The 11880-nt window shown below is 40.3% G+C and carries 16 protein-coding genes; 10 read left to right on the forward strand and 6 right to left on the reverse strand.

Going from position 1 to position 11880, the window contains the following annotated elements; genetic code table 11:
* Nucleotides 1-18: 18 nt before the first annotated feature.
* The 3 genes from MHH23_RS11360 to MHH23_RS11370 form a co-directional block, all read right to left on the reverse strand.
* Entirely contained in the window at nucleotides 19-1512 is a 1494-nt protein-coding gene (locus MHH23_RS11360) for a sodium:solute symporter family protein (RefSeq protein WP_340959512.1), read from the reverse strand.
* A complete protein-coding gene (locus tag MHH23_RS11365; RefSeq protein ID WP_017359680.1) occupies nucleotides 1497-1715 on the reverse strand; it encodes a DUF3311 domain-containing protein in 219 nt (72 codons plus the stop codon). The genes MHH23_RS11360 and MHH23_RS11365 overlap by 16 nt, the downstream gene beginning before the upstream one ends.
* 237 nt (nucleotides 1716-1952) lie before the next feature.
* Entirely contained in the window at nucleotides 1953-2570 is a 618-nt protein-coding gene (locus tag MHH23_RS11370) for a nitroreductase family protein (protein WP_340959514.1), read from the reverse strand.
* 141 nt (nucleotides 2571-2711) lie between these two features.
* Between MHH23_RS11370 and MHH23_RS11375 the strand changes: the two genes are divergently transcribed.
* Together MHH23_RS11375 and MHH23_RS11380 are read left to right on the forward strand one after the other, a co-directional pair.
* Nucleotides 2712-3044 (forward strand): winged helix-turn-helix transcriptional regulator, encoded by a 333-nt coding sequence (locus MHH23_RS11375; RefSeq protein WP_008346466.1) that lies wholly within the window; start codon nucleotides 2712-2714, stop codon nucleotides 3042-3044.
* Nucleotides 3045-3119: 75 nt separating this feature from the next.
* Complete coding sequence (locus MHH23_RS11380; protein WP_044141204.1) at nucleotides 3120-3335, forward strand: hypothetical protein; 216 nt, start codon at nucleotides 3120-3122, stop codon at nucleotides 3333-3335.
* A 40-nt stretch (nucleotides 3336-3375) separates the two neighbouring features.
* Here the strand turns inward: MHH23_RS11380 and MHH23_RS11385 are convergent, their stop codons facing one another.
* Nucleotides 3376-3849, reverse strand: a complete 474-nt coding sequence (locus MHH23_RS11385) for a spore gernimation protein GerT (protein ID WP_024718570.1) — start codon at nucleotides 3847-3849, stop codon at nucleotides 3376-3378.
* An 86-nt stretch (nucleotides 3850-3935) separates the two neighbouring features.
* On the opposite strand from MHH23_RS11385, the gene rarD reads away from it, so the two are divergent.
* The 4 genes from rarD to bshB2 all read left to right on the forward strand — a co-directional run bounded on the left by rarD (nucleotide 3936) and on the right by bshB2 (nucleotide 6237).
* Complete coding sequence (rarD, locus tag MHH23_RS11390; RefSeq protein WP_235683752.1) at nucleotides 3936-4847, forward strand: EamA family transporter RarD; 912 nt, start codon at nucleotides 3936-3938, stop codon at nucleotides 4845-4847.
* Between the two features lie 78 nt (nucleotides 4848-4925).
* Nucleotides 4926-5207, forward strand: coding sequence for a hypothetical protein (locus MHH23_RS11395; protein WP_008346472.1), 282 nt, complete (start codon nucleotides 4926-4928; stop codon nucleotides 5205-5207).
* Complete coding sequence (locus MHH23_RS11400; protein ID WP_008346474.1) at nucleotides 5204-5554, forward strand: YojF family protein; 351 nt, start codon at nucleotides 5204-5206, stop codon at nucleotides 5552-5554. Before MHH23_RS11395 ends, MHH23_RS11400 begins: the two co-directional genes overlap by 4 nt.
* A gap of 17 nt (nucleotides 5555-5571) precedes the next feature.
* Complete coding sequence (gene bshB2, locus MHH23_RS11405; RefSeq protein ID WP_144665631.1) at nucleotides 5572-6237, forward strand: bacillithiol biosynthesis deacetylase BshB2; 666 nt, start codon at nucleotides 5572-5574, stop codon at nucleotides 6235-6237.
* A 21-nt stretch (nucleotides 6238-6258) separates the two neighbouring features.
* Here the strand turns inward: bshB2 and MHH23_RS11410 are convergent, their stop codons facing one another.
* Both MHH23_RS11410 and MHH23_RS11415 read right to left on the reverse strand, forming a co-directional pair.
* Complete coding sequence (locus MHH23_RS11410; RefSeq protein WP_144665629.1) at nucleotides 6259-7626, reverse strand: MATE family efflux transporter; 1368 nt, start codon at nucleotides 7624-7626, stop codon at nucleotides 6259-6261.
* 59 nt (nucleotides 7627-7685) lie between these two features.
* Entirely contained in the window at nucleotides 7686-7811 is a 126-nt protein-coding gene (locus tag MHH23_RS11415; protein WP_003215647.1) for a hypothetical protein, read from the reverse strand.
* 81 nt (nucleotides 7812-7892) lie between these two features.
* Between MHH23_RS11415 and cdaS the strand changes: the two genes are divergently transcribed.
* The 4 genes from cdaS to MHH23_RS11435 all read left to right on the forward strand — a co-directional run bounded on the left by cdaS (nucleotide 7893) and on the right by MHH23_RS11435 (nucleotide 11879).
* A complete protein-coding gene (gene cdaS / locus MHH23_RS11420; protein WP_024718575.1) occupies nucleotides 7893-8519 on the forward strand; it encodes a sporulation-specific diadenylate cyclase CdaS in 627 nt (208 codons plus the stop codon).
* Between the two features lie 404 nt (nucleotides 8520-8923).
* Nucleotides 8924-10255, forward strand: a complete 1332-nt coding sequence (locus MHH23_RS11425; RefSeq protein ID WP_024718576.1) for a C40 family peptidase — start codon at nucleotides 8924-8926, stop codon at nucleotides 10253-10255.
* A gap of 77 nt (nucleotides 10256-10332) precedes the next feature.
* A complete protein-coding gene (locus MHH23_RS11430) occupies nucleotides 10333-10911 on the forward strand; it encodes a superoxide dismutase family protein (RefSeq protein ID WP_047946569.1) in 579 nt (192 codons plus the stop codon).
* Nucleotides 10912-11000: 89 nt separating this feature from the next.
* Nucleotides 11001-11879, forward strand: a complete 879-nt coding sequence (locus MHH23_RS11435) for an ATP-binding protein (RefSeq protein WP_017359496.1) — start codon at nucleotides 11001-11003, stop codon at nucleotides 11877-11879.
* Nucleotide 11880: the final 1 nt, after the last annotated feature.

Raw genomic sequence — 11880 nt, forward strand, 5'->3', positions numbered from 1 at the left:
AGGACTGCTTTTTTAATCTCACACTTCGTTTACGGTCGTCGCTGTTTTGTCGTGATCTTTTTCAAATAGATCATTCATGACAGAATTGGATGTGATCTTCTTTTGGAAGAATGGATTCAAAATCAGGATGACCACAACGTTTGCTAATAAACCAAGAAATCCTTCATAAAGACCAAACGTGACTTGGGAGATATTAGCTGTAAAGGTGACGATGATGCCAACAACCAAACCCGCAATCGTTGCTTCTCTCGATTGTTTTTTCCAGAACAAGCTGATGGCAATGGCTGGGAAAATTTGAACCATTCCAGAAACACCGATCAGCTGAAGCGTGACAAGCGCAGTCGGGAACAGCATACCGAATAAAAGAGCAAGCCCGATCACGATAAATACCATCGAACGTGTAATGATCGTTAACCGTTTAGGTGACACATTTGGATGGATTAAATCACGGTACAAATTATTGGCAAATAAATTCGACGCCCCAATGGCCATGATCGAACATGGAATGAGAGAAGCAAGTGCAATCGTTGAATACGCAAGCCCCTGCATCACGCCGCCATATGACGTCTGAATTAAATGAAGAAGAGCAAATCTTGGATTTGTATCTTCCGGTAAGACTAAAAAGGCAATGAAGCCAAGGAAGATGACCAAAATCAATACAATGTTGTAAAGAGGTAAAAACATACTGTTTTTACGGATGGCATCTGCGCTTTTGGCTGTGAAAACACCAGTTGCTGCATGAGCCCACATAAATAATGCGAGTGCAGAAACACCTGATGCGGTAATAAACCACAAAATGCCTTTAGGGCCGCTTTCAGGAATCGTCAGAAGCTGTGGGGCCTCCTTAGCTAACGTATTCATCATTGGTGTCCAGCCGTTAAAATGAATAATCGGGAGGGAAACGACCATAAAGAGCATGATCACCCAAACAAGAATATCTTTAATAATGGCTGTATATGTAGGACCTTTAATACCACTGAAAAATGTATAAAGTGCAACTAAAATAAATGAAATCATAACCACTGCATTCACATTAATATAACTCGTTCCAGCGACAGTTAACGTATCTTGAATCCCGCTTAGCTGAAGACAAATGTATGGAATGAGCATAAGTACACCAACAATGGCAATCAAACTGGATAACAGTTTACTGTCAAATCGCTCACGTGCATAATCAGCAAGTGTTGTCAGCTTGTGATTTTTTGCAACCGTCCAAAGTTTTGGTAAGAAGAAATACGCAATAAAATAAGCAAGAACGGAATAGGGGATAGCGAAAAAAGCAACACTTCCTGCTGTATAAGCTGTACTTGTGAGCCCTAAAAAGGTATAAGCAGTATATAAGTCTGCGCCAACAAGGAACCAGACGAGAAGCCCGCCAAATTTTCTCCCGCCAACAGACCATTCTTCTACTGATTGTCTTGATGATTTATCACGACCAGCGGCAAAACCGATGACCACGACGATGAAAATGATACTTGCAGTAATCAATAAAGCTGTTAAGTTTCCTTGCATTCGTCAGTTCCTCCATTTGAATGTTGCATCCTGTAAATGATAAATGTGCAAACGGGTGTGAGTACAATCCATAGTAAGAGCCAGAAGTGGAAAAAAGGCAGCCCGATGACAAATGGATGAATACGATTCACAAAGGGGAGCAGTGCAAGCTGTCCAATGAATGGAATCGCGATAAGTAGCGCCAGTATCAGTTTTTTGTTCATGTTTTCCTCCTCTAATATTTTGTAATTTCATAATAATAGCAGTTGTCAGATTAGATCACAAGACCATTTTCAGAAAAAACAATCATTTTTATGAATATCATACTAATATAACGCTTTCATTTTTTAAAAGAGGTAAATACTGAAGAATGAGAAAGGAAGACTTGAAAATAAGTATGGAAAAATAATATTTAAAGCAAATAAAAAAGCCCCAGCATGACGCTGAGACTGTGCCGTTTTTTATAGGAAATCAGATACTTCTTCGATGTCAAAACGATTGCTTTTGTGAGCTTCTTTTGCTGCTTTCCCGACAGAAATCAACATCACTGGTTCGTATCGAGCACTCACATTGAATTCTTTTACGTACGCTTCTTTACTGAAACCGCCCATTGCGCATGTATCATATCCCATTGCTTTCGCCGCAATCATTAACTGCATAGCAGCTAACGAAGCGTTTGAATACGCAGCTTCACGTGCATATTGCTCGCTTTGGTAAGCACCATTGATTTGCGTCATCAATGTTTCTTTAATATCTTCTGTGATGAAGCCTTGTTCTGCTAGCTCACTGTAGATTTTTTCACCCTTTAGATTGGCTTCAAGGTCACCTAGCACAGCAATCACAGCTGATGCTTGTGAGACTTGTTTTTGGTTGTAAGCAATTGGAAGAAGTTTTGCTTTTGATTCAGCACTATGGAAAACAGTGAAATGCCAATGCTGAAGGTTCCAAGCAGATGGTGCTTTTGTTGTGATATCAAGAAGCTCTTTTAACTCTTCTTTTGTCATTTCATGAGTTGTATCATACTCTTTTACTGAAGCTCTTTCTTTTAAAATGTCAATCGTTTTTTGATCGCTCGCCATTTGGATATTTCCTCCCGTTTTTGCAAATAGTATGGTACAATAAATAAAAAAGTGAGAAACTTACTTATTGTAACTAGAGATATATTTTAAATTGTACACCGTTAGTTTGTCAAACGATTATGAAAAGAAAGGCTGAAATATATGGAATTTCAATTATGTCCAAACATTCAGCAAGCTTTTTTGCTTCTTGGCAAAAGATGGAATGGTCTCATCATTCATGTATTGCTTGATGGTCCGAAGCGGTTTAAAGACCTGACGGACATTATTCCATCCATCAGTCAAAAAATGCTCGCAGAACGCTTAAAAGAGCTTGAGCAAGAAGGAATCATAAAGCGCACTGTACTTCCTGAAACGCCAGTTAAAGTCATCTATTGTTTAACCGAAAAAGGGAGTGCATTACATGGTGTGTTCGGAGAAGTATCGCGCTGGGCAGGGGAGTATGCTGGATCTCATGTGAAAAAGGAGCAAGCCTAGTTTTAGGTTTGCCCAAACGTTTTGTCTCCTAATGAATATGCTGATGTTAGGCACATGACAAAGGAGGAGAAAAGCATGTACCCTCATACTCCGTATTTTCGAGGCGGTGCCCCTGGCATTCCGCCATATGAATCTAGAGTCCCTTTGTTTTTTGGTTTTGGCGCTCCTTTAGTCGGCGGACTGCTTGGCGGATTTCTAGGAAGTGCGATTTTTAATTATCCTCGTCCATATTACCCGCCACCACCGCCTGTTCCACCACCTTATGGTGGCGGATATCCACCATATTATTAAGAAAAAAGAGTAAGCCTGCTTCCATTTCAAAGCAGGCTTTTTATAATGGAATATCAATTTCAGAAATGCCTGGATCATCATGCTTTAAAAACATAATTTCTAAAATACCATCTTGATACGAAGCCTTCGTTCCTTTTCTTTTCACAGCAGCAGGCAGGACAACCTTCTTTTGCTTATTCTCTTCAGGAAAATGATCAATAAACAGCAGATTGGCTGTATGTTTGATTTTTACCTTTTCCGTGTTCGGACGATCGAGCTCTATTTTGACAAACACGTGATCTGTCGTCTCAAATACTTCAACATTCGGCTCTTTCTTTTTTTTATCGTCTGTCTCTCTTGTTTTCTGCTGCTGAGACAGCGGATCCTGAAAGGGGAATTGAGCAGAATAATTGGAGCCGAAAACACTTTCCATGACTTGATTGACATATTGCTCAACGTCTTTAGGATCTGAATTTTTTAACGCTTCTTTTGAAAATTGCTTTTGAAAAGGAAATAATCGGTTCCAGTCAAACATGCAAATCATCCTTTCTAAATGCCCTGAATTAGTATATGCCCATAAAGTGATGTGCGTGCTATAATATACGATAGGTTTAGAAAGGAATGGTTAGATTGAACGAACAACAATCAAAAGGTGCCTTATATACGGCTGCATCTTTTACATTATGGGGATTGTTCCCATTATATTGGAAACTGATGGAGCATATTTCGTCAGGCGAAATTTTAGCGCACAGAATAGTATGGTCCTTTATTTTTATGTGCGGTATTCTTTTATATTTAAAGCAAGTCCGTCCAGCGATGCAGACTGTGAAAGGTCTGATGATAGATGGAAAAGCACTTTTTTCATTACTTTTATCGGCTATTTTAATTTCGGTCAACTGGTATGTATACATTTGGGCTGTAAATCACGATCTTATGCTGGAAGCGAGTTTAGGGTATTATATTAATCCGCTTGTATCAGTTTTACTAGGCATCATTTTCTTAAAAGAACGACTGAATAAAATGCAAACCACCGCCATTCTCATTGCCGCAGCTGGGGTCATTATCTCAACTGTTCAGTACGGCTCATTTCCTGTCGTGGCTTTCGTATTGGCTTTTAGTTTTGGGTTTTATGGACTGATTAAAAAAAGAATGAGTTTTACGAGTGCCATTGGATTAACCATTGAAACACTGCTTCTTGCACCAGCTGCGCTTGTTTACTTATTCTTCTTCTTAAAAGAACCTGTTGTCACGATGAATCCGAGCAGCTTCGGCTCTCTTGGGCTATTATTTTTTGCAGGTGTCTTTACAGCTGTACCGCTTCTTTTATTTTCTGAAGGAGCCAAAAGAATTCCTTTATACCAAGTTGGTATTTTGCAGTATATTGCACCGACCATTACACTCTTTTTGGGGCTATTTGTGTATCACGAACACTTATCTGCAGCAAAAATCGTGACATTCCTCTGTATTTGGGTGGCGATTTTACTATTTACAACCTCTCAACTCCGAATGAAAAAAACAGCGAATTCTCATTAAAGAGACGAAGCAGTTTGCTTTTTTTTGCAGGCGGATCATGTCATAATAAGTTGTTACCAAAACTGTAGAGGTGATCACATGTCATCAGTCGATGAGCTTGCACACGCTTATCAATCTTTATGGAAAAATCGGCAGCTTGATGTAGTGGATATGACTTCATTACACGAGGCGATACGAGATGATTTGCTTGATGCACGCACCCATCCTCGCGCAAGAAAGTCATTGCATCAAAAGTATGTACTCGCTGTGGAAAGAATTTTAGAAAGCACGATTGAGCAGGGTCATCAACTACAGCTGATCAGCTTACATACAAAAAAGCTGCGAGAACTAATTCAAAATGAAGGAAGGAACCACTCATGAAACCAATTCAAACGGAAGATGTCACAGCACATCTTGAATCGTTTTTAAATCGGCCAGTCTTCGTTCATCTTGAAACGACAACTGGTTCTTATTCAGCTCATGTGAATGAGCAAAATATGACGGTCGTGGCGTATATCCGCAACGCAAAAGTCGTCTATTCACAGGCGAAAATAAAAGGACAAGGTCCATACCGTGTCGGGATGAAAACAGAAGATGGCTGGATTTACGCAGAAGGTTTAACCGATTACGTGTTTGATGAACAAGGCCGCCTGCTGTTAGCAGGTCACCTGCCAGACGGAAAACTAGCGATCTCATTACAAATTAGTGAAACACCATTTCAGGTGTAGGAGAGAGGGGAACAGTGATGAACGAACATGTACTTGTGATGCTGCCTCACCCCGACGATGAATCCTTCGGGGTCGCAGGGCTCATCGCGAAAAGCAGAAAACGTGGAATTCCAGTGACGTATGCATGCGGGACACTTGGAGAAATGGGAAGAAATATGGGAAGTCCAACATATGCTAACCGTGAGACACTTCCTGAATTAAGAAAACAGGAATTAATCAATGCATGTAAAGAAATGGATGTCACAGACTTGCGAATGCTTGGTCTTCGGGATAAAACGTTGGAATTTGAAGATGATGAGTATTTAGCGGATGTGATGGAAAGTATTATTGATGAAGTGAAACCAACCCTTATTGTCACATTTTATCCAGGTCATGGTGTACACCCTGATCATGACGCGACAGGTGAAGCGGTCATTCGTGCTCTATACCGCAAGAAAAAAGAAGACCGTCCCGTCACATACTGTATGGCCATTACGAAAAATCGAGAAGAAGTGCTAGGAAATGCCGATATTGTGATTGATATTACGGATGTAGCCGATATCAAATTAAATGCACTAAGAGCGCATAGAACACAAACAGAAGGCATGCTAAGAGAGCTTGAACAAAAGTTGAAAAACAAAGAACCAGTCGTCCAAAAATGGTTTGATGAAGAAATTTTCTGGACGTATCAATGGAATGACTAAATGAAAGGCAGCTGACTTCAGTCAGCTGCCTTTTCCTGTTGTATCAGAATGCATACTTCTTTCAATCAACCTGAGACGAACAAATAGGACGATGGCACCTGCGGCAAGCCCAGTAATCAGCCCAATCCAATAACCAAACGCTCCAAATGAGGTATACGTGCCAATCAAGTAGCCAGCTGGAAGGCCGATGACCCAGTAAGAGACAAACGCAGCAATCAGTGTATAATTCACATCTTTATACCCGCGTAGAGCTCCCTGAATTGGTGCGGCGATCGCATCTGACAGCTGGAAAAAGATCGCATACATCAAAAAGTGCTGTGTCATTTGTAAAACAGCTGATTCAGTTGTATATAAACCAGCGATCTCAGGTCTAAATAACAAGATGAGGGCTGCGGTACATAATGAGAACAAAACAGCTGTTGCAATGCCAATATAGCTGTAGCTTTTTGCGTCTTTATACCGCATGGCACCGGCTTCAAAACCCACAACAATCGTTAAAGCCATTGAGATACTAAGCGGCAGGATATATAAAATAGAAGCAAAATTCATCGCTGCTTGGTGACTGGCGATTGTCACGGTATCAAAGTGACCCATTAAGAGCGTGACAGCTGCAAAAATACTTGTTTCAAAAAAGATCGCAAACCCAATAGGGATACCGATTTTCAGTATTTGACCCATTCGGGAGACGTTAAAACGAGGTAATGTCTGAAACAACCGAAAGGATGCAAACGGTTCGGCTTTGATGACAATACAAATACTCATGATGAAAATTGCCCAATACGTCAGCGCAGATGCAAGACCTGCCCCTGCACCGCCAAGCTTTGGAAACCCAAAGTTTCCAAAAATAAAGAGATAATTTAAAACAAAATTAATAGGAAGTGCGGTTAACGTAATGAACATCGTCACACGTGTTTTTCCTAATGCATCAATGAACGATCTCATGACTGAATAACCAAAAAGCGGGATGATTCCAATAGCAAGGAAGCTGAGAAAATGACGGGCAATGATTTCTACGGATGGTTCAAGCCCAAGTCTCCCTAAAATAAAAGGAACACACAACGATCCAATGACAATCACCACGATACTTAAAAGAAAAGATAAATAAATGGCCTGAAAGACTGCACGAGGAACACCTTCCCTGCGACCGCCGCCCATCAACTGAGCCACTATAGGGGTAACAGCCATTAAAATACCAGCGAGACCAGTATAAACAGGTGTCCAAATGCTCGAACCGATCGCTACACCTGCTAGGTCTTCTGCACTCACTTTTCCAGACATCACCGTGTCTAAAAATGTGATGAGCGAAAGACCTGCTTGTGTAATTAAAATCGGAATCAATATGGTTAAAAATTGTGCCAACTTTGCTCGAATACTATTCGTTTCTCTCATCATAAGTTCCTCTCTGAACAGAAATAACGAGAGGAATTATATCACGCTATGTAAAAAAATCAATTCTCCGTCGGATTATTTTTCTTTGAGGGCTTCGTTTTTTTGAACATTTGGGCATAAATAAAAGAAAGACTGACAACACCTAAAATGCTGCAAGCATATTGAATCACTTTTTGAATGGTCATATTGAATTCACCTCCATACAAATAGAATGTGCACAATTTGTTATTTTATGACACAAGCGAAAGAAGGAGGGACATGGTGAGATGATCAATCGCACAAATGAAGAAGCGATGTTTAAGTTAGAAATGAAATCTCATTTAACGCAAATTATGATGGATGCAAGGAAAATTGTCGATTCGCTTGACCAGACGGAACAATGCCTTCTTTGTGAACTCGAATCATTGCATGATCAGTTTAATGAAATGCATGCAGAGGCTTCCTCATTTTATTTACAAGCATATATGGAAGAATTCACACCAGGTTTTGCTCAATTTTCTTTAGCCATTGAGAACTTATCAAAACAAAAGCATGGCGCACTGATTGTGATTCAAAGGAGAGATGAGGTGGAGGATTATATACAAAAAGGGACAAACCTCCATGCGAAAATTAGCGCATCATTAATAGAAAGCATTTTCTATCCTGGAAACCCACTTCATGATGGCGCCCTTTTAGTGAAAGAAAACACGCTTGTTTCCGCTGCAAATGTCCTACCGCTCACCTCGAAAAAAGTCAGCCCTTCTCTAGGCACAAGACACCGGGCAGCTATTGGACTTTCTGGCATGACTGATGCCCTTGTTCTTGTGGTATCAGAAGAAACAGGGAAAATGTCGTTTGCGAAAGAAGGCGTCCTCTATCCGTTAACTGTAAAAGATCAAGAAATCAGAAAGTAAACATGAACACAGCATTCTTCATTGGGAAGGGTGCTTTTTTTATTGAGGAGAAAAAACAGGCAATTAAGTAAAAAGTCATTTGATACAGAAAAATTTGTCATGTAGAATAGAACTATGAAACTAGCAACGTGCTTGTTTTGACAAATTTCTAAACGTCAACTTAAAAATTCCTTAAAAAATGTTTATAAATACAGCAAACAGCCGATAGAAACGATATGGCTTTGTTTTAGCATTTTGAGTTTGCTGCTCTAAAACCTATTTAGTATTGCCCAACGTCTTCATGTCGAGTAATATTATAGAAATAAAGATAAAATAGTGCAAGAGAAGCAGAACCATTAAATGCTAAACTCAAAACTAGTACATAAGTCTTATGGTATGAAATCATGAAAGGCGGAGATTCATCTATGAAGAAAAAAGTAGTAACCGGCCTCACAGTTTCAGCGATCGCAGGCTCAGCTGTTATTGCTGCACCGGCAGAAGCACAGACGATCAAGGTGAAAAGCGGTGACTCACTTTGGAAGATTGCCGAACAGTACAACACAAGTATTTCGGAACTTCAATCTCTTAATCAATTAAAAACGACGATGATTTTTGCAGGACAAAGCTTAAAGATTCCTAGTGCAAAAAGTTCAAAATCCAGCTCATCAACAAGTTCAAAAGCAACGAAATCAAGTGCTTCAACAACATCTAGCTATACAGTCAAGCTTGGGGATTCATTATGGCTGATTGCGAAGAATCACAAAATGTCAGTTGCAAGTTTGAAAAGTTTGAACAGCTTAAACAGTGACCTCATTCGTCCTGGACAAAAGCTGAAAGTGTCTGGAACAGCGAAAACGAGCGGCAGCCAGTCCTCAAATTCAAACTCAACATCTAATTCTAGCTCAAGTAACAAATCAACGAATTCTAATAGTTCGTCGTCAGCATCTAGTACATATAAAGTGAAATTAGGCGATTCACTTTGGAAAATTGCCAATTCGTTAAATATGTCGATTGGTGAAATTAAAACATTGAACTCGCTAAAATCTGATACGATTTATCCAAATCAAGTATTGAAGGTAAAAGGAACGGTGACGTCAAAACCAAGTCAGCCGAAAGCACCTGCTCAACCTAGCACGCCTTCAAACAGCAATCAGTCTTCAAGTAGTAAAACCACATCTTATACGGTTAAATCAGGTGATTCATTATGGAAAATTGCGAATCAGTTTAAGGTGCAGGTTCAATCAATCCGCACAGCAAACAGCTTGAAAAGTGATGTGCTGAGAATTGGACAAGTATTAAAAATCAACGGAACAGCTTCCGGTTCAACTGGATCTAATGGTTCTACGTCAAACGGTTCAACAACACCGGTCAACAATAATAAAAATGACGTTCCAATGAATGCAAAAATCACGACAATGATTCAAGAAGGTAAAAAGCTCACAGGCATACCTTACAGATGGGGCGGCAATACACCAGCTGGATTTGATTGCAGCGGCTTTGTTTACTATCTCATTAATAAGGTTTCATCAGTATCTAGATTGAGTACAGCAGGATATTGGAATATGATGACGCCTGTCAGCACACCACAAGTTGGAGATTTTGTTTATTTCACAACGTACAAAGCAGGTCCTTCTCATATGGGACTATACCTAGGTGGAGGAGATTTCCTTCATGCAAGTGACAGCGGAGTAGGAATTTCAAACTTAAGCAATCCTTATTGGAAAAAAGCCTATCTAGGTGCGAAACGTTTCTTCTAAAAAAGCCGATTTTCGGCTTTTTTTGTTTGCCCGTTGCTGTGATTGTCCATACTGATAACAAAAGGGGGCAGTCATAAATGAAAAAGTCAGTGTGGATGATGATGATATGTTTGATCTTTACCGCATCAGCATGTCATGCACCGCCGAAAAAAGAAACGACAGAAGAAACAAGAGAAGTTGCCGCACCTAAACAAGCACCAGTCACAACGTCACTCATAAACGAAAGCGGGCAAAAAATAGGGAGCATTGAAATAAGAGAGTCCTCAGAAAATGGGCTGGATCTGCATGTGAAAGCGAAAGGACTGCCGCCAGGTCCTCACGGCTTTCATATTCATGAAACAGGAATATGTGAAACGCCAGATTTTGAAACGGCGGGGGCTCACTTTAATCCGACACATAGAGAGCATGGCTTCGACAACCCAAAAGGGCATCATGCTGGAGATATGCCTAATTTAGAAGTAGGGGCAAATGGTCAAATTGACGTCGTTGTGAATGTTCCGAATGTGACGGTCAAAGGAGGCCCGAATCAATTGGTTGATCAAAACGGGCGAAGTTTCATCATCCATGCAGAAGCAGATGATTACTTAAGCAACCCTTCTGGCAACTCAGGGAAACGCATTGCTTGCGGAGCCATCACAAAAGAAATGGTAAAATAACAGAAGACGAACCTTTATGTATTGAGTGCATAAAGGTTTTTTTAGTATACTTGGTGAGGAAAATGATCGAAGAGAGGAATTAATCATATATGTTTAACCAACCAGCACTCCCAGAAGAAATTCAAGCAATGATCGAAGCAAAAGGAAAAGTTCTCGAAGAAGAATTTCGTCCGCTTATCGGAACAGGCGGCTATGAATCACAAGATACGTCTATTATTCAAGATGCCATGATTGCACTTGCCCTCGGAAAAAATGTTCTGTTAAAAGGACCGACAGGCTCAGGTAAAACAAAACTAGCAGAAACTTTATCCGCGTTTTTTCAACAGCCGATGCACAGTGTAAACTGCTCAGTTGACCTTGATGCAGAAAGTCTAATTGGCTATAAAACCATCCATAATGATGGACAAGTTGCTTCTATAGAATTCATTGAAGGACCCGTTACAAAAGCAATGAAAAAAGGACACCTTTTATATATTGATGAAATCAACATGGCAAAACCAGAAACACTGCCTATTTTAAACGGTGTGCTTGATTACAGAAAAATGATGACAAACCCATTTACAGGTGAAGTCGTTAGAGCAGAAGAAGGCTTTGGCGTGATTGCAGCAATCAATGAGGGGTATGTGGGGACAGTGCCGCTCAATGAAGCGCTGAAAAACCGTTTTGTCGTCATTGAAGTTCCTTACATTGGCGGTGGCATTTTAAAAGAAGTACTGCACACTCAATCTGTATTAAAGGATGAGCGTTTAATCGATCAATTCGTACAGCTCTCATCAGATCTCATCGTCCAAGCACACAATGGACAGGTCAGTGAAGAAGCCGCATCCATTCGCGCACTGTTAGATACATGTGATCTTGCGCAATATATCCCGCCGCTTCGTGCAATTGAACGAGGAATTGTAGAGAAGCTAGAAGATGACCGGGAAAAAGCAGCGGTAAGAAATATCGCTCAAACATTATTCGAGTGAG

Origin of the sequence: Bacillus sp. FSL K6-3458, from assembly GCF_038005045.1 — a bacterium.
Taxonomy (GTDB): Bacteria; Bacillota; Bacilli; order Bacillales; family Bacillaceae; genus Bacillus; species Bacillus altitudinis.